Origin of the sequence: Bacteroides sp. 11BF, from assembly GCF_019633765.1 — a bacterium.
Classification (GTDB): Bacteria; Bacteroidota; Bacteroidia; order Bacteroidales; family Bacteroidaceae; genus Bacteroides; species Bacteroides hominis.
In genome coordinates this window covers 91,825-114,693 of the sequence record NZ_JAFKPJ010000009.1, presented here as the reverse complement: position 1 = coordinate 114,693, position 22,869 = coordinate 91,825, and the positions used below count along the sequence as shown (strand labels likewise).

The window sequence follows — 22,869 nt, the reverse complement described above, 5'->3', positions numbered from 1 at the left end:
ATAGCTTAAGCAATGAGACAATATGTATTATTGGCTTGTCTCTCTCCGGTAGCATGCCTGATGGCTGCTACCGGTCAGAAGGGAGGGAAAGCCCAACAAAAAGTAAACGATCGGAAACTCCCCAATGTTGTGTTTATCTATGCTGATGACCTCGGCTATGGTGATTTGGAATGTTACGGTGCAAAGAATGTGCAGACACCTCATGTAAACCGTTTGGCAGCTGAAGGGATCCGCTTTAATAATGCCCATGCTACAGCAGCTACAAGTACCCCATCCCGTTATTCCATGCTTACCGGAGAGTATGCCTGGCGTCGTCCGGGCACGGATATTGCGGCAGGCAATGCAGGGATGATTATCCGCCCCGAGCGTTATACGATGGCTGACATGTTTAAAAACGCCGGTTATGCTACTGCTGCTATCGGCAAATGGCATTTAGGATTGGGAGATAAGGATGGGGAACAAGATTGGAATGCTCCGTTGCCGACTGCTTTAGGAGATATCGGTTTTGATTATTCCTATATAATGGCTGCAACCGCTGATCGTGTTCCGTGTGTTTTTATAGAAAATGGCAAGGTAGCTAATTATGATCCCTCTGCTCCGATTGAGGTCAGTTATCGTAAACCGATTGAAGGAGAACCATTGGGAAAGGATCACCCGGAGTTGTTGTTCAATCTGAAGTCAAGCCATGGACATGATATGGCTATTGTCAATGGCATTGGTCGTATCGGATATATGAAAGGGGGAGGCAAGGCCTTGTGGAAAGACGAGAATATTGCTGATTCGATAACTTCACATGCCATAGGTTTCATTCGTGAGCATAAGGACGAGCCGTTCTTTATGTATTTTGCGACAAACGATGTTCATGTCCCTCGTTTTCCGCACGATCGCTTCCGTGGTAAAAATCCGATGGGATTGCGCGGAGATGCAATAGTCCAGTTTGACTGGAGTGTAGGTCAGATTATGGATACGCTTGATAAGCTGGGATTATCAGAAAATACCCTCATTATCCTGTCCAGTGATAACGGGCCGGTTGTTGATGATGGCTATCAGGATCGGGCAGAGGAGTTGCTGAACGGGCATAGTCCCGCAGGACCGTTACGTGGTAATAAGTACAGTGCTTTTGAAGGTGGAACCCGTATTCCCGCTATTGTCCGGTGGCCGAAGGGAGCTGCTTCAGCCGAGGTTTCCAATGCTGTAGTTTCACAAATTGATTGGTTTGCTTCTTTGGCTTCATTGGTTGGAGCAGGGCTACCCAAAGGAGCGGCACCTGACAGTTTTAACTTTCTGGATACTTGGTTAGGCAAGAATCAGTCCGATCGTCCATGGGTGATAGAGCAGGCTTCAAATCACACTTTGTCGGTCCGTACCAAAGATTGGAAGTATATTGAGCCGAATGACGGACCTGCCATGATTACCTGGGGACCTAAAATAGAAACCGGTAATTTGAGTACCCCCCAATTATATCATGTAGCAGATGATGTGGCGGAACGGAAGAACGAAGCTTCTTTATATCCGGAGCGGGTTTTTGAATTACAGAATATATTAAGGCATGTCCGGATGAAAAATTTGAAACCTTAGAAAACTTCTTGGCAGAAACAGGATGCCGTCTTAATGATAATATCGTTGAGGCGGCATCTTTTTTAGATGTGCTTTATATTTAATTTCATTATTTTCATGACAGAACAAGATTCTTGCCTATCTTTGTACTCAGGCTCCATTGACCTCATCAGAAATTACTCTTGAACAAATTTAATATGACAAACGAAAAAATGAAGTTGCTAAACTGTACCTTAGGGGTGGTAGCGGGGGTATCTTTGCCGGCTACTGCTTTGGCCGGAGTGCCGCAGTTTGCACAAGAAAAAACAGAAAAACAGCCCAACATTATCCTGATTGTTGCCGATGACTTGGGATACGGAGACTTAAGTTGTTATGGTGCCCATCGAATACAGACTCCGGGCATGGACCGTATAGCCAATGAAGGTATTCGGTTTACACAGGGATTCTGTACCGCAGCTACGTCCACTCCGAGCCGTTATTCGGTCATGACCGGGAAGTATCCCTGGAGCAATGTCGAAGCTAAGATTTTGCCGGGTAATGCCGCGTTGATTATTGATCCACAGAAGATAACATTGCCAAAGCTGATGAAGCAGGCAGGGTATACTACCGGTTCTGTCGGTAAATGGCATATCGGTCTGGGAGACGGGCATGTAGATTGGAATAAGGAGGTACATCCCGGTGCTGCCGAGATCGGTTACGATTATTCATTCATTCAGGCAGCGACGAATGATCGTGTTCCTTGTGTTTTTCTGGAAAATGGAAAAGTGGTCGGGCTGGATCCGAATGACCCTCTTTATGTGGATTATCGGAAAAATTTCCCTGGCGAACCCACCGGTAAAGACAATCCGGAGTTGTTGCGTATGCACCCCAGTGTGGGGCATGCAGGTTCCATCGTGAATGGGGTGCCTCGTATTGGTTTCCAGAAAGGCGGTAAGGCGGCACAGTGGAAAGATGAAGAAATGGCAGGATTATTTCTGGATAAAGCCAAACAATTTGTTGATGAAAACAAGGATAAACCTTTCTTTCTCTATTATGGACTTCATCAACCGCATGTACCTCGTGTGCCTAACGAACGTTTTGTCGGGAAGTCGGGTATGGGGCCTCGTGGCGACGTGATTCTGGAAGCTGATTGGTGTGTAGATCAATTTCTGAAAGAATTGGATAAACTGGGATTGGCAGAGAATACCATTGTGATTCTGACAAGTGACAACGGTCCGGTACTTGATGATGGCTACAAAGATGATGCTGTTGAATTGGTGGGTGATCACCAAATAGCCGGGCCCTTACGCGGGGGTAAAACAAGCATGTTTGATGGGGGAACCCGTATACCATTTATGCTTCGCTGGCCGGCCAGGGTGAAGCCTCAGGTATCAGATGTATTTGTTTGCCAGATGGATCTATTAGCTTCATTTGCTTCACTTCTGGGACAAAGTTATCCGGATAAAGTGGATAGTCAGAATACGATGGATGCTTTTTTAGGTAAGAGTAAAAAGGGGCGTAAAGAGTTAGTGATCGAAGGGATGTTCAATTATGCTTATCGTCAGGGTGACTGGGCGCTGATTCCCCCTTATTATAATCCCTATAGTAAGGAAGACGGTGACTTTATCGGTTTAGGCTATGGCTATAAACTCTATAATCTGAAATCGGATATCGGTCAGCAGGAGAATCTGGCAGAGAAGTACCCTAAGAAGTTGGGTGAACTAATCAATCGTTTTGAATACCTGAAGGCGCATTCGGACAAGGTGACAAGGTATTGATTATCCATATGTCCGTCATGAACCCAATCCAAAAGAGGCTATTCGAATTATTCGGATAGCCTCTTTCAGTTATATCACAAGGAGGGGGCGGAACTATTTTTCCAATAAGTTTTTCAGAAAATCGTCCAGTTCTTTATCCAGCCCTTTCAGAAGTTCATCATTTACTAACAGTGTATCATCGTCTACAAGCAAAAGGTCGGAGATCGTCTCTTTATCTTCGTCTACCAATACGAAAGAATAAGGTTTAAGGATAGTCAACTTATCGAAACTTCCACCTTCTTTCATACGGCAGAGCATGGTGCGGAAGATTCTTTCAGCATCTTCGTAAAAGTCATCTCCCTCGTAGGCTGTCCATTCATCAATGGTTACACTGGATAATTCTTCATCTTCATCATCATAGATGAAGAGCTCACCGGAATTTTGGTTCGGTTGAATATGGATATCTGTGACGATGGTTTGTTCGCATCCACAGGTATATTTGTTAATTGCTTTTTGAATCGCAGATTCGATAATGGCTTGTGACTGCTGACTAAGTTTCATATCTTTTAGCTCTTTTTATTTAGCTCAAAGGTATAAAAAAAATAAGAACCCTTGCATGATTTCTTTAAAAATCATCATTAAATCTACTCATTTGGCCTTTAAGTTTGCCTAATCCCTCGGCCCTTTCCTTCAATTCGTTCACATAAAGGCTGGTCAGGTAGTAGTTGGGAATTCTGCTAAAGTCTATATCACTGCTCTTCAGTGAATCGATTTTATCTATTTTACGTGCAAATTCCTGTGCTTTGATAGCCCATTTTTCTGCTTCTTCCACACTATCTTTCATTTCGTGGTATAGGGCCAGATTGAAAGCTGCACGCATTTTCTTTTTGTCATTTTTAGTTGCTTCGAAAGCTTGTTCCCAAAGTTTTGATGCTTTGTCCCATTCATTTTCTTTCACATAGACGGCTGCATCGCGCATTGCTACCGAGCCACTGATGAAGTAGTAACGATAGGCTGTTTTCCAGTACGGCAGTATCTTGCTTACCGGGATGCTACCGGCAAACTCAGAGGATTCGCGAATCATTTGTTTGTCATCCGGGAGACGTGAGCGGACAAACGCTTCGGTATTTCCGTACTCTTCCCAAAAAATGCTGTCGTTGCTGTTGATCGTTACCATCGGGCTTTTCCGTCCCGGAAGATAAATCTTTACCGTAGGATAGATTTTAGTATCTAATGTACCATAATAGGTGTTCCATTCGGGAATATAGCTGAAAACACGTGTTGATTTCATTTGCAAGTTTTCAAGTGAAATGATGAAATCAACACCTAAAGTCTGTGTCAAGGTCCGGACCTCTTCTTGGCTGAGAGTTGATTCACGAGGTCTGAAGTCCCGTGCGCGCAGAGCCGAATCACAAATAACGACTTCGTTAAAATAATTCTGCTCAGCTATGGCTTTGGCCAGTGCCTCGGTAGTGAGCACGGGCTGGCCGTCGTGATAGGATACTGCCCGGCTGAGTTCATTTTTATCTTTTATTTTATTTTCTTTGGGAGGTAAGGTATTATCAGGTGTGGCACTGACATTATTTACGATTGCCACCCGTTTCAACTCGTTAGGAAAACTGATTTCCGCAGGGAGCATATAATCAATGGAAAGTTGCTCAACAGTCTGGCAGGAACTGAAAGACACAAGGAGCAATACGAACAGAATATACGGATATTTTGTCATAGCCTGTTTTTTTACTTTTCTGAAAGAACAAAAATACGATTTTGATTGAATATAGAAAAGCCTCGAACAGTTTTTAACCGTTCAAGGCTTTTATTAAGGAGTTACGGGTTCTTTATATACTTAACTGTTCCGTCCGTGACAATTTTTATATTTTTTTCCGCTTCCACATGGGCAGGGATCATTGCGTCCTACTGTTTTTTCGGCACGGATGGGTTCACGTTTCACGGCTTCGCGCGTATCTTGCTGGGCAGCGGCTTGCTGATTCGGATCACTCAGATCTTGTTTTTGTTCCCGATATTTGCTCATGTCCTGACGTTGTTCCGGAGCTGCCTGGCGTACTTCTACGCGTCTGGCCGCTTCTTGCTGTTCTTCAGTTGGTTCGGCTACAGGAATCTGACCACGCATCAGGATGGATACAGTCTGATTATTGATCTTGTTTACCATATTATCAAACAAAGTCACCGATTCCAGTTTATAGATCAATAGCGGATCTTTCTGTTCGTAACTTGCGTTCTGTACCGAATGTTTCAGTTCGTCCAGTTCACGTAAGTTTTCTTTCCAAGACTCGTCGATGACATGGAGCAAGATTGATTTTTCGAATGATTTCACTACTTCTTTCGATTCGCTTTCGTAAGCAGCTTTCAGGTTGCAAGAGATATTGTACATACGTTTTCCGTCCGTGATCGGAATCAGGATGTTTTCGTACATATGTCCTTGGTTCTCGTACACTTGCTTGATCACCGGATTGGCTATCTGTGCCAGACGTTCTGTCTTGCGCTTGAAGTTAGCCATTGCCACATCGAATGTTTTGTCTGCCAGTTTATCCTTTTTCTCGTTGCGGAACTCTTCTTCTGTGAAAGGAACCTCCATTGCGAGCGTTTGGAGCAAGTCCAGCTTACATTCTTCGTAGTCTGCATTGTTCTCGATAGCGGCGGCACAACGGTCCCAAATCATATTAACGATATCCATTCCGATACGTTCACCCATCAGCGCATGGCGGCGTTTGGTATAAACAACCGTACGTTGCTTATTCATTACATCGTCATACTCCAACAGACGTTTACGGATACCGAAGTTGTTTTCTTCTACCTTTTTCTGTGCACGCTCGATGGAGTTGGAGATCATCTTGTGCTCGATCATTTCACCTTCCTGGAATCCCAGTTTATCCATCACGCTGGCGATACGGTCGGAAGAGAAGAGGCGCATCAGGTCGTCCTCGAGTGAAACGAAGAAGACAGATGAACCCGGGTCACCCTGACGTCCTGCACGTCCGCGCAACTGACGGTCTACACGACGTGACTCGTGACGTTCGGTACCGATGATTGCCAAACCGCCTGCTGCTTTTACTTCAGGACTCAGCTTGATGTCCGTACCACGACCGGCCATGTTTGTAGCAATGGTTACCGTACCGCTCAAACCTGCTTTAGCAACGATGTCTGCCTCCCTCTGGTGAAGTTTCGCATTCAATACGTTGTGTTCGATCTTGCGCATGGTCAGCATCTTGCTCAGCATCTCGGAGATTTCTACCGAAGTAGTACCCACCAATACCGGGCGTCCTGCCTGTACCAGTTGTTCTATTTCTTCGATTACGGCTTTATACTTTTCGCGTTTTGTTTTGTAAACGCGGTCATTCATGTCTTTGCGGGCAATCGGTCGATTGGTCGGAATCACGACTACATCCAGTTTGTAAATGTCCCACAACTCACCGGCTTCTGTTTCGGCCGTACCGGTCATACCCGAGAGTTTATGATACATACGGAAGTAGTTCTGCAGAGTGATGGTGGCAAAAGTTTGTGTGGCAGCTTCTACTTTCACACCTTCCTTCGCTTCGATGGCCTGATGCAGTCCGTCTGAGTAACGGCGGCCTTCCATGATACGTCCTGTTTGTTCGTCAACGATCTTCACTTGTCCGTCGATTACCACATACTCATCATCCTTTTCGAACATGGTGTATGCCTTCAGCAACTGGTTGATGGTATGTACACGTTCTGACTTGATGGCATAATTGGTCAGCAAGGCATCTTTCTTTTCAAGCTTTTGTTCGTCGCTCAATCCATGTTCGTTTTCCAATTCCGAAAGTTGGGCGGCTATGTCCGGCAATACGAATAAAGTCGGATCTTCCGAGTTACCGGTGATCAGGTCTACACCTTTATCTGTCAGGTCTACGCTGTTCAACTTTTCGTCAATCACGAAGTACAATGGATCTGTTGCTTCATGCATGCGTTTGTTGTTTTGCTCCATGTAGATCTCTTCCGTTTTCAGCATACCGGCTTTGATTCCCTGTTCACTGAGGAATTTGATCAATGCCTTATTCTTAGGCAGTGCTTTGTGGCTGCGGAACAGAGCGAGAAATCCTTCTTCCACTTCTTTCTTATCATTCGAGTTGATAAGTCTCTTAGCCTCCGATAAGTATTTAGTTGCTAACTCTTTCTGTTTCTCCACAAGGCGTTCTACCAATGGGCGGAGTTGCTCAAAGAGCTGGTCTTCGCCTTTGGGCACGGGGCCTGAAATAATCAACGGAGTACGCGCATCGTCAATCAATACAGAGTCCACCTCGTCGACGATGGCATAGTTGTGCTGGCGCTGTACAAGGTCTTTCGGGCTGATAGCCATATTATCACGCAGATAGTCGAAACCGAATTCATTGTTCGTTCCGAAAGTGATGTCTGCCAAATAAGCCTGACGGCGTGCGTCAGAGTTGGGTTGGTGACGGTCGATGCAGTCCACGCTGAGTCCGTGGAACATATAAAGCGGTCCCATCCATTCGGAGTCACGTTTAGCCAGATAGTCGTTCACGGTTACTACATGTACGCCGTTTCCGGTCAGGGCATTCAGGAATACGGGAAGCGTAGCTACAAGAGTCTTACCTTCACCGGTCGCCATTTCGGCAATTTTCCCTTTGTGCAGTACTACACCGCCAAACAACTGTACGTCGTAGTGAACCATGTTCCATACCGTGTCATTTCCACCGGCATTCCAATGATTCTGCCAGATGGCTTTGTCACCTTCGATGCGTACGAAGTCTTTGGTAGCCGCCAGGGTGCGGTCGAAATCTGTAGCTGTAACTACTATTTCTTCGTTTTCAGAGAAACGTTTGGCAGATTCTTTCACGATGGAGAAAGCTACCGGCAATACTTCGTCAAGTGCTTTTTCGTATATCTCTAATATTTCTTTTTCAATTTTGTCGATCTGAGCGAATACTTCTTCGCGGTCTTCCAGTTCCACGCTTTCGATGCCTGCTCTGAGTTCGTCAGCTTTAGCACGTTCTTTGCTTGCCGAGTTGCGGATGTATTCTTTAAGTTCCTCTGTTTTTGCACGGAGGCCGTCATTGTCAAGCTTAGCAACCTCTGGGTAAGCGGCTTTGATCTTGTCTACCCAGGGTTGAATTTCTTTCATGTCTCGTGTGGATTTGTTTCCGAAAATCGAGCTTAAAAATTCATTAAATCCCATTATCTATTATTTATGTTTATTATTTACTAAATTGAATCAACTGCGCAAAGTTACATTAAAATGCTGATTTATTTGCGCTTTGCACACTGTTTTTTGTGTGGAAAGTGTCACCGGATGTCGGTAATCGGAGTTGCAGTGCATGCGTTCGGAGCCCGTATTCTCAGGATGTGAGCTACGGTAGGAGCTATGTGGTCGACGGTTACGGGCGTGTTGATTACGGCCGGTTTTACGCCACTGCCCAGAAAAATAAGCGGAGACGGAATATGTGCTTTCCGGACCACTTTATGGTCGGATGTATTTTCATTGACGATGGTCCAGCCCGGCAATACGTCGATCAACAGATCGCCCGAGCGTTTACGGTGGAAACCATTCCGTATCATTGAGATGTCCGGTGTCCAGGCCCCCAATAACAGGCGTCTACCCGAATAAACCTCATTTACTCCACTAAACTGGATCAGGAATTCAGCGGCTTTTTCCTGAATATCTGCCAAATCCAGTTGTTTTTCTTCTATCAGTTTATGGTTGAGATAAATTTGCTGGTCGTAGTAGGCTTCCACGTATTGTCCCTGACCGTAAGTAGCCATCAGATACATGTTCAACAGGGCCGCACAACGGTTCAAGTGAAACTCTCCGGTCGGAACCCGGTAGAGTCCCCGGTCTGCCGATTCAGTATCGGTATATCCGGTGGAAGTGATAAAGAAGACAACGTTCTGTAAGCCTACTTTCTTGTCGATGATATCCAGCAAAGAAGCAATGCTGCGGTCGAGGCGAACGTAGGTGTCCTGCATCTCCATAGCGCATTCCTGTACGCTCTTGTGAGCATAATTGCCGGCGTAATAGGTGAGTGAGAGCATGTCGGGAGTATTGTCTTTTCCCATTGTGCTCTTATCCAGAAGCTCCTCGGTCAGCAAGTTAACTTCATCGTTGATAAAGGGGCTTGTAATCAGCCGTTTGTATTTATTGATGCGGTCATCGTCAAATTTATATTTAAAGGCTGCGTCCCTCCATTCGGGTAGGAATGTGTAATTTTGCATGGGGTGGACAGGAGTCCACGTCATATCGGCAATGCGGAAGTCTACGGCATTCCGATCGTTATATTGGCTCACCCACCATGGAAATTCACTATAATAAGTTGTTCCGCACCATTTTCCGGTAGTATTGTTGAGCCAGAATGCGCCATTTCCGGCATGTCCGGCTGCAAGAATGGCAGCGTCACGGAAGGGGGCGATGGCATATACTAATCCCTCGTTGCGGGTAGCTATTTTGAGTTCGTCGGCAATTGTTGAGGTCAGGAGATGTGAAGGAGAAGAACTTTCATTCGTGTAATTACCCATGAATGAAGGATCGTCTACACAACTCACGGTGCGCAGGATCGATACATCCATCCAGCGTTTACCGATGATTCCGTTGACCGAAGGAGTGGTGCCTGTATAAATGGCTGCGATGGCCGATGCGCGGTCTGTGCCACAGAAAGTATATTCGGCATTCCGGAATACGCGTCCTTCTTTCCAAAGCCGCCTGAAGCCTTTGTCGCCATACAAAGTTGAAAAAGCTTCCAGATAGTCCGTACGTAACTGGTCGATTGTAAGTCCCACCACTAATTTCGGAGTAGTGGGAAGTGGCTGGGCTTGCAGCCCGGTAAAAGTAAGTACGGTCAGTATGGAGGTTAATAGTCCTTTCATTTAGCTTTTTTGTATGTCAGTATAAGGTTGCTTGCAGAACGTATCAGCAAACTGAGTGCCAAAGGTAATACTGCTAAGTCGAAATTTTGTGGTATTACAGGGAAAAACGCTATAAAAAGTGTTAAAACCATGCAATTCAGCAGATGATACCTGCTTTTGCGCTGCTTTCGTTCATCGTTTATGAAGAAAGGGAGACAGAGCAGATGTCCCGGGTGAAAGACAAATAACAAATAATTGGCTCCCACCGTAGGATGCTCGGAGAAAAGAGCAAGGAAAGCAATAATGCATCCTGCGATACCTGCTGCGGCGAATACTGCTATATCCAGCCCCCAAAGACTTTTCTTTTTTCGCAGGCCATAGACCGTAGCTATGCCGATGCCGATGAAAAACAGAAGAGATAGGCGGATGGGTGTAAGTGTATCCCAGATATCACTTTCTGCAGGTGTGGATACATCCGGTTCGCAGTCGATAATTTTTTTTGTGGCGGTCACTAATGGTCTGTTTTCGGATGCGTTAACGATGCGCGCTTTGTCAAAAGCATCCATCAGATAGAATGGTGAGAACATCATTTGTCTTTCGCTGATGGGGCGGTCGGCTTGGCTGCCAATGCAGAAGTCGATTCCGAATTGTGCCCAGGGGTGTCCTTTCGTGTATTGGTGAACAATATCCCGATAAGATTTAGTTTCGTTATTTTCGGTATATGTATTGCTGAAGAGCAGTTGGCTGCCACTTTTTTGCAGGCTCTCTTCCACTTTGTCCCGTGGTCGGGTAGCACAATTATCGTAGAAAAAATTATAGCGGTATATCCGGTTTTCCGGGCGGTAATTTTCTTCCAGAAGGGTGATTAACTGTTGTTGTTCTTCGGCTGTCAGATTGAGCGTCTGCTGCCATACACTGCGTCCGAAGTATTCATATTCGACGGCAAAATGGCGGTAATCTTCCACTCCCAACCGGTAGTCGGCATTGCCGAGTGCAAAACGTAGCGTAAAGTTAGGAGTGTTGAAACTGAACAGGCCGTAGTTGTACACCCTATCGATACCCCGTGCCGGTTCTTCGTAGCGGATGGCAGTATGTCCGAATAACGAATAGATTTCTTCCCCCGGAGCGCACGTCAGCAGGCTGATTCGGACAGAATCAGGCGAGGATGGACTCTCTGTTCCCCATGTCAGGATGGTGAAGAAAGAAAAAAATATCAGGAGCAAATGTCGCAACTTTGAGTTCATGTGGCAAAGATACTGCTTTTGTGGGATAAAATACTCGATTAAGTGAATAAATCTGTCACTTTTTCCCGACCGCCGGGCTGTTTGTGTCGGAGCGCCGGGCTACAGATTGCGGAGCGCCGGGCTGCATACATCCGACCGCCGGGCTACGGGGACCGGAGCGCCGGGCTATAAATCTTTTTGTGATAAGTTTACCGGGGATGGCATCGGCAGCGGCGGTATCTTGTTTCTTCTGTTATTGTTATGTTCTGTATTGTATTGTTCTGTATTGTATTGTTCTGTATTGTATTGTAGGTTTTTCTGGGTTTTTATACATACGTAAGGCTTTGTTAATCAGTGGTGAAAACTGGATGTTTGGTTTTGGGTTTTCTATCTTCCTTTTCGTGTGCTTTTTTAGGCGGGTTTTCTGTTTTTAAAACGTGTTTCTCCGATAGCTCGTCAAGTCGTCTTTTGGGGGCTTTTCTTTGCCTCCCAATACTTTTTTATTTCTTATTTCAGTATGCAAATAAATTTTATCCCTTATCTTTGCACCCTCAAACAGAGAGAAAGTGAACTTAATTATCGATATTGGAAATACAGTAGCCAAGGTAGCGCTTTTCGACCAAACTTCTATGGTAGAAGTTGTTTACGATTCTAATCAATCTCTGGATTGTTTAGAGGCAGTTTGCAGCAAATATAATGTTCGAAAAGCAATTGTTGCCACTGTTATAGACTTAAACGAATGTGTGTTGGCTCAGTTGGGTAAGCTCCCTGTACCCATTTTATGGTTGAATTGCAATACGCCGCTTCCGGTAACGAATCTGTATGAAACACCTGAAACTCTCGGCTATGACCGGATGGCTGCTGTTGTAGCGGCCAACGATCAGTTTCCCGGTAAAGACATTCTGGTGATTGATGCGGGTACATGTATCACTTATGAATTTATTGACTCTTTGGGGCAATATCATGGTGGAAATATTTCGCCCGGATTATGGATGCGTCTCAAAGCGCTTCATCAGTTCACCGGGCGTTTGCCTTTGATCAATGCGGAAGGACGCCTGCCGGATATGGGAAAAGATACTGAAACAGCCATTCGTTCCGGAGTGAAAAAAGGGATAGAATACGAAATTGCAGGGTATATTACGGCTATGAAGCATAAATATCCTGAACTTTTGGTTTTTTTAACGGGCGGAGATGATTTTTCTTTTGATACGAAATTAAAAAGTGTCATCTTTGCAGATAGATTTTTAGTGTTGAAAGGATTAAATAGAATATTAAACTATAATAATGGTAGGATATAAACAGACACTTTGTGCGCTTCTGCTCACGATATTATTACCCGGAGTGGCAATCGCTCAAAATAATACAAACTCTCCTTATACACGATATGGCTATGGTCAGTTGGCTGATCAGGCATTTGCAAATAGTAAAGCAATGGGAGGGATTGCTTATGGGTTGCGCAATGGATCACATATTAATCCGTTAAATCCTGCTTCTTACACAGCGATTGATTCGTTGACTTTTCTTTTTGACGGAGGGTTTTCGATGCAAAATACCAACTTCAGTAGTGAAGGTACAAAGCTGAATGCGAAAAATTCAAGTTTTGACTACATCGCCATGCAGTTCCGTTTGCAAAAATGGATAGCCATGAGTATTGGTTTGTTGCCCTATTCGAGTGTCGGCTATAGCATGGCAAAAGCAGATAAAGACGTTGCGTCGGAAGATGCGCAGAATGTGACTACATTTTCCGGAGACGGTGGGTTGCATCAGCTTTATGTAGGTTTTGGAGTGAAAGTGCTTAAAAATTTGTCTGTCGGTGCGAATGTGTCTTACTTTTGGGGCGAAATAACACGTACGGCACGCATTGCTTTCCCGAATAATGAAAATGCTTTTGCTTTTCAAAATGTTGATTATTTGTCCGTTCGCGACTATAAATTGGATTTTGGGGCACAGTATACACAACAGTTTGGCAGAAAACATGCTGTTACTTTAGGAGTTGTGTTCTCACCTAAAAAAGATTTGCATAATGAAGCTTATGTGCAAAGGGCAACACTTACCAATTCCAATAGTAACCAGACAGTTGCTGTGAGCACTATCGATACGGTGGCCACCTATGGGACACCAAACAGTTTTGGAGTGGGACTCACCTACGAATATGACAAACGTCTGATCATTGGTGCAGATTTTAATTTGCAGAAATGGGGAGATGTAACCTATATGAATCAGCCTAACGCCTTTTGCGATGCAATGAAAATTTCAGTAGGTGCCGAATATATGCCGAATCGTTTTTCACGCAGTTATTTGGCACATATTAAATATCGTGTTGGCGGATATTATTCGGAACCCTACTATAAGATAGGGGGAGAGAGAGCTTCTCGTGAGTATGGAGTGACAGCCGGTTTGGGGTTACCGCTTCCGGGGTCACGTTCGCTAATCAATGTTTCAGCCCAATACATTAAAGTACACGGACTGAGAGCTGGTATGGTAGATGAAAATACATTGCGGTTGAGTCTTGGAATTACCTTTAATGAAGGCTGGTTCTTCAAACGTAAAGTAAAATAATAGAAAGAATAGACGGTATTATATAACAACTAAAATTTAGATACAATGAAAATTAAAACGCTTGTGGCTGTGTTGTTTCTTTCGGCGGGAGCAACAACTGTGGTAGCACAGGACGACGCTAATTGTAATTCGAACAGTAGTATTTCTCACGAAGCGGTGAAAGCAGGCAACTTTAAAGATGCCTATACTCCGTGGAAAGCTGTTTTGGAGAACTGTCCGACTCTTCGTTTCTATACCTTCACAGACGGTTATAAAATTCTGAAAGGGTTGCTGGGACAGATCAAAGACAGAAATTCTGCTGAATACAAACAGTATTTTGACGAGTTGATGAATACCCATGATCTTCGTATGAAGTATACTCAGGAATTTTTGGGAAAAGGTGTGAAAGTATCATCAGAGGACGAAGCTTTGGGAATCAAGGCTGTTGATTATATTGCCTTTGCTCCTAAAATGGATGTAAACCAAGCTTATGAGTGGCTGAAAAAGTCGGTAGATGCTGTAAAAGGTGAATCTTCGGGAGCTACTATATTCTACTTCCTGCAAATGTCACATGATAAATTGAAAACAGATCCTGCCCACAAAGAACAGTTTATTCAGGATTACCTGAGTGCATCCGAATATGTGGACGCTGCCATAGCTGCTGCTGATAAAGAGAGTACAAAGAAAGCGCTTACTGGTATCAAAGACAATCTGGTAGCTCTGTTCATCAATAGCGGTACAGCCGATTGTGAATCACTGCAAGCGATCTATGCTCCCAAAGTAGAAGCTAATCAGACAGATTTGGCTTATTTAAAGAAAGTTATCGACATTATGAAGATGATGAAATGTACAGATAGTGAAGCCTATCAACAAGCTTCATTCTATGTGTATAAAATAGAGCCTTCAGCTGAAGCTGCTACAGGATGTGCCTACCAAGCTTATAAGAAGGGGGATATTGAAACTTCTGTGAAGTTCTTTGATGAAGCGATTAATCTGGAAACGGATAATGCGAAGAAAGCGGAAAAAGCTTATGCTGCTGCCAGTGTTTTAACTACTGCTAAGAAGTTATCTCAGGCAAGATCATATGCTCAGAAAGCAATCAGTTTCAATGAAAACTACGGTGCTCCTTATATCCTTATTGCTAACCTGTATGCAATGAGTCCGAACTGGAGTGATGAATCAGCATTGAATAAGTGTACTTATTTTGTGGTTATTGATAAGTTGCAGAAAGCTAAATCTGTAGATCCGAGTGTTGCAGAAGAGGCTAACAAAATGATCGGTAGATATTCCGCTTATACTCCGCAGGCTAAAGACTTGTTCATGTTGGGTTACAAAGCTGGTGACCGCATCACTATCGGTGGCTGGATTGGAGAGACTACAACGATCAGATAAATTTATGTTGCGACAACAAAGTAACAGTTTATTAAATAAAAGTTTGAGCATAACAATTGTCTTCGGGGCAATTGTTATGCTTCTTTTATTTTCTTCCTGTGGCGGAAGAAATAAGGCAATGGCCGATGCCATTACCGAACGGGATTCCCTGCCTGTCATGGACACGCGAGGGGTGACGACTCTTATATCCGATTCCGGAGTTACGCGTTATCGGGTCAATACTGAAGAGTGGCTGATTTTTGACAAGAAGAAACCCTCGTATTGGGCCTTTGAGAAAGGAATTTATTTGGAGCAGTTCGACTCCTTGTTTCATGTAGATGCAAGTATAAAGGCAGATACGGCTTATTATTACGACCGTGACCGGCTTTGGAAGCTTATTGGGAATGTAGACATTAAAAGTCTGAAAGGAGATCATGTCAGTACCGAATTATTATACTGGAATGAAGCCACCAAGAAAGTATATACCGATAAATTTGTCCAGATGGAGCAGCCCGATCAGGTGATAACCGGATATGGTTTTGAGTCGGATGACCGATTTCTGAAGCCGGTTGTTCACAATATTGCCGGTATATTTTATGTTGACCAAGATGCCGAAAAGGCAAAAACAGATTCTGTAAATTAGTTATGAGTATCATTATTTACCTGTTGATAACCATGGCATTCTCCGCCTTCTTTTCCGGTATGGAGATTGCTTTTGTTTCGGTAGACAAACTTCGTTTTGAAATGGATCGGAAAGGGGGAGTGTCGTCTCGTATTCTTTCGCTTTTCTTCCGGAACCCGAATGATTTTATTTCTACCATGTTGGTCGGGAATAACATTGCTTTGGTTATCTATGGTATATTGATGGCACAGATTATCGGTGATAATTTGCTGGCCGGGTGGATTACCAATCATTTTGTGATGGTATTGATACAGACCGTTATTTCTACATTGATTATCCTGGTAACAGGAGAGTTCTTGCCAAAAACGCTTTTTAAGATCAATCCGAATCTGGTTCTGAACGTATGTGCGCTTCCTCTTTTTATCTGTTATATCATTCTTTATCCGATATCCAAATTCTCGTCGGGAGTTTCTTATCTTTTCCTTCGCTTGTTCGGGATGAAAGTGAATAAGGAGGCTTCGGCAAAAGCTTTTGGAAAAGTAGACCTCGATTATTTTGTCCAGTCGAGTATAGATAATGCCGAAAGCGAAGAGACCCTGGATACAGAAGTGAAAATCTTTCAGAATGCTCTTGATTTTTCGACGGTTAAAATACGAGATTGCATTGTTCCCCGTACGGAAGTAGTAGCCGTTGCATTGGATACCTCGCTTGAGGAACTTAAAAACCGGTTTGTAGAATCCGGAATATCAAAAATAATTGTTTATGACGGAAACATAGACAATGTCGTGGGGTACATTCATTCGTCGGAAATGTTCCGTAACCCGAAAGACTGGCGCGACCATGTGAAAGAGGTACCTATTGTGCCCGAAACAATGGCTGCCCATAAGCTGATGAAACTGTTTATGCAGCAAAAGAAGACTATTGCCGTAGTAGTGGATGAGTTCGGAGGAACTTCGGGCATTGTCAGTCTGGAAGATCTTGTTGAAGAAATTTTTGGTGACATAGAGGATGAACATGACAATACTTCCTATATCTGCAAGCAAATCGGAGAGCATGAATATGTGCTCTCGGCCCGTCTTGAAATAGAGAAAGTAAATGAAACTTTCGATTTGGACCTCCCGGAGTCCGATGACTATCTGACAGTGGGAGGATTAATCTTGAATCAGTATCAGAGTTTCCCAAAATTGCACGAATTGGTATCCGTGGGTAAATATCAGTTTAAAATAATTAAGGTTACAGCAACGAAAATCGAACTTGTTCGGCTGAAAGTGATGGAATAATGATCGATAACTGTAATTTTTTAGCTAATAAATAGATGCATATTAGCATTTTTTGTATCTTCGTGCGCTAAAACCAAAGATGAAGAAAATAATAATAACAAATAAATCGTATTAATCAAAATGGCAACATTACAAAACATTAGATCCAAAGGACCCCTGTTGGTGATCGTTATTGGTTTGGCTTTGTTTGCTTTCATTGCGGGCGATGCCTGGAAAGTTCTCCAGCCACACCAGTCGCATGATGTAGGCGAAGTCAACGGAGAAACTCTTTCTGCTCAGGACTACCAGAATATGGTAGAAGAATATACTGAAGTCATCAAGTTCTCCAGCGGAATGAGTTCATTGAACGATGAACAAACCAATCAGGTGAAAGACGAAGTATGGCGTAGCTACGTGAACAATAAACTGATTGAAAAAGAAGCGAAAAAGCTGGGGATTACAGTTTCAAAGGCTGAAATTCAGTCTATCATCAACGAAGGTGTGAATCCGTTGCTGCAACAGACTCCGTTCCGCAATCCGCAAACGGGTGCTTTCGATAAAGATATGTTGAAGAAATTTTTGTCTGACTATTCTAAAATGGACAAAACTAAGATGCCGTCTCAATATGTAGAATACTATGAAGGCATGCATAAACTTTGGTCATTCGTTGAAAAAACTCTGATTCAGAGCCGTCTGGCTGAAAAATATCAGGCATTGGTGACAAAGGCTCTTTTCTCTAACCCGGTTGAAGCACAAGATGCTTTCGATGCAAGAGTGAACCAATCGGATGTACTGTTGGCTGCTGTGCCTTATTCTTCAATTGTTGATTCTACCATTACAGTGAAAGAGTCAGAGCTGAAAGATCTCTATAATAAGAAGAAAGAACAGTTCAAACAATATGTTGAAACACGCAATATCAAATATATCGACGTACAGGTGACTGCCAGTGCGGAAGATAAAGCCGCTATTCAGCAGGAAGTGACTGATTATACAAATCAGTTGGCTACTGCTAATGGTGATTATACTACTTTCATCCGTTCGACAGGATCTGAATATCCTTACGTTGATTTGTATTATACTAAAAGAGCTTTTCCGTCAGATGTAGTTGCACGGATGGATTCAGCTTCAGTGGGACAGGTATATGGTCCTTATTATAATGCCGGTGATAATACCATTAACTCTTTCAAGGTTTTGTCTAAAGTGGCTGCTGCCGATTCTGTACAGTTCCGTCAGATTCAGGTTTATGCTGAAGATGCTGCTAAAACAAAAGTTTTGGCTGATAGTATTTATACAGCAATTAAAGGTGGGGCCGACTTCACCGCTTTGGCTAAAAAGTATGGACAGACAGGTGAATCCAACTGGATTTCTTCTGCTAACTACGAAAATGCACAGATTGATGGTGACAACCTGAAGTTTATCACCACGATCAACAACCTGGGAGTGAACGAACTCTCTAATGTAGCATTGGGACAGGGTAACATCATTTTGCAGGTTACTGACAAGAAAGCTGTGAAAGATAAATATAAAGTTGCCGTAATCAAACGCGCAGTTGACTTCAGCAAAGAAACTTATAATAAGGCATATAATGACTTCAGTCAGTTTATCGCAGCCAATCCGACGGTAGAAAAGATGGCGGCTAATGCTGAAGAAGCAGGTTATAAATTGCTTGAAAGAAATGATTTGTATAGCTCGGAACACGGAATCGGTGGTATCAGAGGAACCAAAGAAGCTCTGAAATGGACATTTGCTGCAAAACCCGGTGAAGTTTCCGGTTTGTATGAATGTGGTGAGAGCGATCGTATGTTGGTTGTCGGCTTGGTTAACGTGATCGAAGAAGGTTATCGTCCTTTGGCTCAGGTTCAGGATCAGTTAAGAGCAGAAATCATTCGTGATAAGAAGGCTGAAAAAATTATGGCTGACATGAAGGCTGCCAATGCAACTTCTTTCGATCAGTATAAATCAATGGCCAATGCAGTGAGCGATTCAGTGAAACACGTAACATTTGCGGCTCCTGCCTATGTAGCTGCTTTGCGTAGTAGCGAACCGCTGGTAGGTGCTTATGCATCGGTAGCCGATATTAATAAACTGAGCGCTCCTATCAAAGGTAATGGCGGTGTATTTGTATTGCAGGTATATGCCAAAGATAAGTTGAATGAAACATTCGATGCCAAGGCAGAGGAGGTTACTCTGGAAAATATGCATGCCCGTCTGGCTGCCCGTTTCATGAACGATCTTTATCTGAAAGGTGATGTAAAAGACAAGCGTTACCTGTTCTTCTAAAAACAAGATTCGTTTTTTATTAAAAATAGTTTTATAGATAAAAGGTCATTCCTTGTGGAATGGCCTTTTCTTTTTGTTCTCTCTTTCCTTCTTCTTATTAACTTTTGTCCTTTCTCTTTTCAAAAATCAACTTTTATTCCTTACATTTGCATGAATAAATAAATATTTGTAGTAAATATGCCCAAATATCCGCTTTTAGGAATGACTCTTACCGAATTGCAATCTGTTACCAAAGACTTGGGGATGCCGGCTTTTGCGGCCAAACAGATAGCTTCCTGGTTGTACGATAAAAAAGTGACTTCTATTGACGAAATGACTAATTTGTCGTTGAAGCATAGAGAATTGCTGAAAGGCGAGTACGATTTGGGAGTAGTCGCACCCGTGGATGCTATGTACTCCATAGATGGTACGGTGAAGTATCTTTATCGCGTGGGAGAGAACCATTTTGTTGAAGCGGTATATATTCCTGATGAAGACCGGGCGACACTGTGTGTGTCTTCCCAGGTGGGGTGTAAAATGAACTGCAAATTTTGCATGACGGGCAAGCAAGGATTTACAGCAAGTCTGGCTGCCAATCAGATTTTAAATCAGATCGCGGCATTGCCGGAGCGGGACAAGTTGACCAATGTCGTTATGATGGGGATGGGTGAACCGCTTGACAACTTGGATGAAGTTTTAAAAGCATTGCATATCCTGACAGCTTCGTATGGATACGGTTGGAGTCCAAAACGTATAACTTTGTCGTCGGTGGGGTTACGGAAGGGACTACAGCGTTTTATTGAAGAAAGCGAGTGCCATCTGGCCATCAGCCTGCATTCTCCCTTTCCTTCACAGCGTTCAGAGTTGATGCCTGCCGAAAGAGCCTTCTCGATAAAAGAGATGGTCGATCTGTTAAAAAACTATGATTTTAGTAAACAACGCAGACTTTCGTTTGAATACATTGTTTTTAAAGGCGTCAATGATTCGTTGATTTATGCCAAAGAGCTGGTAAAGTTACTTCGTGGGCTTGATTGCCGGATGAATCTGATTCGCTTTCATGCCATTCCCGGAGTGGATCTTGAAGGTGCCGATATGGAGACTATGATGGCATTTCGTGATTATCTGACGTCGCACGGATTGTTTACTACGATTCGCGCTTCAAGGGGAGAAGATATTTTTGCTGCCTGTGGTATGTTATCGACTGCCAAGCAGGAAGAGAGTGACAAGAATTAATATAAATTATCAGCTTCGTAGACTATATGTATACGGTGATTTCGTAGTTTTGTGAAAACATTAAAATTGATGCATATGAAAAAGTACCTGTTTTACCTCAGTATGGCTCTTGTAGCAGTAGTATTGTTTTCTTGTAAAGGCGGCAAGAAAAGTGTGTTTACTCCAACTTCCAGCGGACGTGCTTACGAAATCCTGGTGGTCGTTGATAATCCTGTGTGGGAGCGTCCTGCCGGTAGAGCTTTGTACAATGTGCTTGATACAGATGTACCTGGACTTCCGCAATCGGAACGTTCGTTCAGAATCATGTCTACTTCTGCGAACAATTTCGATGCTATCCTGAAGCTGGTACGTAATATTATTATCGTAGATATACAGGACATCTATAGTCAGCCTAAATTTAAGTATGCCAAGGATGTATATGCATCTCCTCAGATGATTCTGACTATTCAGGCTCCGGACGAAGCTACATTTGAAAAGTTTGTGAATGAAAACAAGCAAGCAATTATCGACTTCTTTACCCGTGCCGAGATGAATCGCCAGATTTCCTTGTTAGAGAAAAACCACAATGATTTCATTTCGAAGAAGGTTAACAGTATGTTCGATAGCGACATCTGGCTTCCGGCTGAGTTGGGCAGTTCAAAGACTGGAGAGGATTTCTTCTGGGCAGGTACGAATACAGCTTCCGCTGATCAGAATTTTGTGATCTACTCTTATCCGTATACCGATAAGGATACGTTTACGAAAGAGTTTTTCATCCATAAACGCGATTCTGTGATGAAAGCTAATATTCCGGGAGCTAAAGAAGGTATGTATATGTCGACAGACTCGACTACAGTCGAGGTTCGTCCAATCGATATTCATGGCGACTATACAATGGAAGCACGTGGGCTTTGGCGTATGAAGGGTGACTTCATGGGTGGTCCGTTTGTTTCGCACACTCGTCTGGACAAGGCTAACCATCGTATTGTCACTGTAGAGGTATTTATTTACTCACCAGATAAATTGAAACGTAACCTGATGCGCATGTTGGAAGCATCTCTGTATACTTTGCAACTTCCTACTGAGAAGAAGCAGGAGCAGATTCCGATGGGCATAGAGCAGGAGGAGAAAACTAACAAATAACAAAATGGAAGATAACAAAATAAAAATTGGTATCACTCAGGGAGACATAAACGGGGTAGGATACGAAGTAATCTTGAAGACTTTTGCCGACCCCGTCATGTTGGAACTTTGTACACCGGTCATTTACGGTTCGCCGAAGGTGGCTGCATATCACCGTAAATCACTCGATCTGCCTACTAACTTCAGTATTGTCAATACTGCTGCAGAAGCTGCACACAATCGGTTGAGTGTAGTCAATTGTACGGATGACGAAGTGAAAGTCGAATTTTCAAAACCCGATCCGGAGGCCGGTAAAGCAGCTTTAGGGGCACTTGAAAAAGCGATAGAGGAGTTCAGGGAAGGGTTGATTGATGTCATTGTGACAGCTCCTATTAATAAGCATACAATTCAGTCCGAAGGATTCGCTTTCCCCGGACATACTGAATATATTGAAGAGCGTTTGGGAGACGGTTCGAAATCTCTGATGATCCTGATGAAGGAGGATTTCCGTGTGGCTTTGGTGACCGGTCATATTCCGGTTCGGGAGATAGCTTCTTCGATAACCAAAGAGCTGATTCAGGAGAAACTTGTCATTTTCAACCGTTCGTTGAAACAGGATTTTGGAATCGGCGCACCTCGCATTGCAGTGTTGGCACTGAATCCACATGCCGGAGATGACGGGTTGCTCGGTACGGAAGAACAGGAGATCATTTCTCCGGCTATCCAGGAGATGGCCGCTAAAGGAATCTTATGTTATGGTCCTTATCCGGCTGACGGCTTTATGGGATCGGGTAATTTTACCCATTTTGACGGAGTGCTCGCTATGTATCATGATCAGGGACTGGCACCTTTCAAGGCATTGGCCATGGATGAAGGTGTGAATTATACGGCAGGTCTGCCTGTGATACGCACTTCTCCAGCGCACGGTACAGCCTATGATATTGCAGGAAAAGGGGTTGCTTGTGAAGATTCATTCCGGCAAGCCATTTATGTAGCGATTGATGTATTCCGTAACCGCCAGCGTGAAAAGGCAGCACATGCCAATCCGTTGCGTAAACAATATTACGAAAAAAGAGACGACAGTGATAAACTGAAGCTCGATACAGTAGATGACGATATTTAATCAGGAAGGG

16 protein-coding genes are annotated in these 22,869 nt (G+C 43.6%); 11 read left to right on the top strand and 5 right to left on the bottom strand.

Annotated features, from left to right (window positions below):
• The first annotated feature begins 12 nt into the window (after nt 1-12).
• Nucleotides 13-1,578 carry an arylsulfatase gene (locus JZY04_RS11390; RefSeq protein WP_122142857.1) on the top strand — a complete coding sequence of 522 codons (1,566 nt, stop codon included), beginning with the start codon at nt 13-15 and terminating at the stop codon, nt 1,576-1,578.
• A gap of 176 nt (nt 1,579-1,754) precedes the next feature.
• Nucleotides 1,755-3,314, top strand: coding sequence for an arylsulfatase (locus tag JZY04_RS11385; RefSeq protein WP_181996438.1), 1,560 nt, complete (start codon nt 1,755-1,757; stop codon nt 3,312-3,314).
• Nucleotides 3,315-3,407: 93 nt separating this feature from the next.
• On the opposite strand, the gene JZY04_RS11380 is transcribed toward JZY04_RS11385, so the two are convergent.
• The 5 genes from JZY04_RS11380 to JZY04_RS11360 form a co-directional block, all read right to left on the bottom strand.
• Complete coding sequence (locus tag JZY04_RS11380; protein WP_005775807.1) at nt 3,408-3,854, bottom strand: hypothetical protein; 447 nt, start codon at nt 3,852-3,854, stop codon at nt 3,408-3,410.
• Nucleotides 3,855-3,918: 64 nt separating this feature from the next.
• Nucleotides 3,919-5,019: a DUF6340 family protein gene (locus JZY04_RS11375; RefSeq protein ID WP_005818678.1), complete on the bottom strand. Its 1,101-nt coding sequence runs from the start codon at nt 5,017-5,019 to the stop codon at nt 3,919-3,921.
• Nucleotides 5,020-5,139: 120 nt separating this feature from the next.
• On the bottom strand, nt 5,140-8,469 hold the full coding sequence (gene secA / locus JZY04_RS11370; RefSeq protein ID WP_005775809.1) for a preprotein translocase subunit SecA: 3,330 nt from the start codon (nt 8,467-8,469) through the stop codon (nt 5,140-5,142).
• Between the two features lie 107 nt (nt 8,470-8,576).
• Entirely contained in the window at nt 8,577-10,151 is a 1,575-nt protein-coding gene (locus JZY04_RS11365) for an alkaline phosphatase family protein (RefSeq protein ID WP_122142855.1), read from the bottom strand.
• A complete protein-coding gene (locus JZY04_RS11360; protein ID WP_122142854.1) occupies nt 10,148-11,374 on the bottom strand; it encodes a DUF4105 domain-containing protein in 1,227 nt (408 codons plus the stop codon). The genes JZY04_RS11365 and JZY04_RS11360 overlap by 4 nt, the downstream gene beginning before the upstream one ends.
• Before the next feature lie 545 nt (nt 11,375-11,919).
• Here JZY04_RS11360 and JZY04_RS11355 point away from each other — a divergent pair.
• From JZY04_RS11355 to pdxA, 9 genes are all read left to right on the top strand, one after another.
• Complete coding sequence (locus JZY04_RS11355; protein ID WP_005775814.1) at nt 11,920-12,651, top strand: type III pantothenate kinase; 732 nt, start codon at nt 11,920-11,922, stop codon at nt 12,649-12,651.
• Nucleotides 12,638-13,912, top strand: a complete 1,275-nt coding sequence (locus JZY04_RS11350; RefSeq protein WP_005818680.1) for a hypothetical protein — start codon at nt 12,638-12,640, stop codon at nt 13,910-13,912. The genes JZY04_RS11355 and JZY04_RS11350 overlap by 14 nt, the downstream gene beginning before the upstream one ends.
• A gap of 45 nt (nt 13,913-13,957) precedes the next feature.
• Nucleotides 13,958-15,283: a hypothetical protein gene (locus tag JZY04_RS11345; protein ID WP_005775816.1), complete on the top strand. Its 1,326-nt coding sequence runs from the start codon at nt 13,958-13,960 to the stop codon at nt 15,281-15,283.
• Nucleotides 15,284-15,287: 4 nt separating this feature from the next.
• A complete protein-coding gene (gene lptC, locus JZY04_RS11340) occupies nt 15,288-15,905 on the top strand; it encodes an LPS export ABC transporter periplasmic protein LptC (RefSeq protein ID WP_005809955.1) in 618 nt (205 codons plus the stop codon).
• A gap of 2 nt (nt 15,906-15,907) precedes the next feature.
• Nucleotides 15,908-17,164 carry a hemolysin family protein gene (locus tag JZY04_RS11335; RefSeq protein ID WP_005809954.1) on the top strand — a complete coding sequence of 419 codons (1,257 nt, stop codon included), beginning with the start codon at nt 15,908-15,910 and terminating at the stop codon, nt 17,162-17,164.
• Nucleotides 17,165-17,284: 120 nt separating this feature from the next.
• Nucleotides 17,285-19,423: a peptidylprolyl isomerase gene (locus JZY04_RS11330; protein WP_005775820.1), complete on the top strand. Its 2,139-nt coding sequence runs from the start codon at nt 17,285-17,287 to the stop codon at nt 19,421-19,423.
• 177 nt (nt 19,424-19,600) lie between these two features.
• Complete coding sequence (gene rlmN, locus JZY04_RS11325; protein WP_122142853.1) at nt 19,601-20,635, top strand: 23S rRNA (adenine(2503)-C(2))-methyltransferase RlmN; 1,035 nt, start codon at nt 19,601-19,603, stop codon at nt 20,633-20,635.
• Nucleotides 20,636-20,710: 75 nt separating this feature from the next.
• A complete protein-coding gene (locus JZY04_RS11320) occupies nt 20,711-21,757 on the top strand; it encodes a DUF4837 family protein (RefSeq protein ID WP_005775822.1) in 1,047 nt (348 codons plus the stop codon).
• A gap of 4 nt (nt 21,758-21,761) precedes the next feature.
• The gene (gene pdxA, locus JZY04_RS11315; RefSeq protein WP_005775823.1) at nt 21,762-22,859 is read left to right on the top strand and encodes a 4-hydroxythreonine-4-phosphate dehydrogenase PdxA; all 1,098 of its coding nucleotides are present in this window, start codon (nt 21,762-21,764) and stop codon (nt 22,857-22,859) included.
• Nucleotides 22,860-22,869 lie beyond the last annotated feature (10 nt).

Bases quoted from the DNA above. Each gene is read 5' to 3' on its own strand.
- JZY04_RS11390 (WP_122142857.1), top strand. From the start codon at position 13: ATGAGACAATATGTATTATTGGCTTGTCTCTCTCCGGTAGCATGCCTG.
- JZY04_RS11385 (WP_181996438.1), top strand. From the start codon at position 1,755: ATGACAAACGAAAAAATGAAGTTGCTAAACTGTACCTTAGGGGTGGTA.
- JZY04_RS11380 (WP_005775807.1), bottom strand. From the start codon at position 3,854: ATGAAACTTAGTCAGCAGTCACAAGCCATTATCGAATCTGCGATTCAA.
- JZY04_RS11375 (WP_005818678.1), bottom strand. From the start codon at position 5,019: ATGACAAAATATCCGTATATTCTGTTCGTATTGCTCCTTGTGTCTTTC.
- secA (WP_005775809.1), bottom strand. From the start codon at position 8,469: ATGGGATTTAATGAATTTTTAAGCTCGATTTTCGGAAACAAATCCACA.
- JZY04_RS11365 (WP_122142855.1), bottom strand. From the start codon at position 10,151: ATGAAAGGACTATTAACCTCCATACTGACCGTACTTACTTTTACCGGG.
- JZY04_RS11360 (WP_122142854.1), bottom strand. From the start codon at position 11,374: ATGAACTCAAAGTTGCGACATTTGCTCCTGATATTTTTTTCTTTCTTC.
- JZY04_RS11350 (WP_005818680.1), top strand. From the start codon at position 12,638: ATGGTAGGATATAAACAGACACTTTGTGCGCTTCTGCTCACGATATTA.
- JZY04_RS11345 (WP_005775816.1), top strand. From the start codon at position 13,958: ATGAAAATTAAAACGCTTGTGGCTGTGTTGTTTCTTTCGGCGGGAGCA.
- lptC (WP_005809955.1), top strand. From the start codon at position 15,288: ATGTTGCGACAACAAAGTAACAGTTTATTAAATAAAAGTTTGAGCATA.
- JZY04_RS11335 (WP_005809954.1), top strand. From the start codon at position 15,908: ATGAGTATCATTATTTACCTGTTGATAACCATGGCATTCTCCGCCTTC.
- JZY04_RS11330 (WP_005775820.1), top strand. From the start codon at position 17,285: ATGGCAACATTACAAAACATTAGATCCAAAGGACCCCTGTTGGTGATC.
- rlmN (WP_122142853.1), top strand. From the start codon at position 19,601: ATGCCCAAATATCCGCTTTTAGGAATGACTCTTACCGAATTGCAATCT.
- JZY04_RS11320 (WP_005775822.1), top strand. From the start codon at position 20,711: ATGAAAAAGTACCTGTTTTACCTCAGTATGGCTCTTGTAGCAGTAGTA.
- pdxA (WP_005775823.1), top strand. From the start codon at position 21,762: ATGGAAGATAACAAAATAAAAATTGGTATCACTCAGGGAGACATAAAC.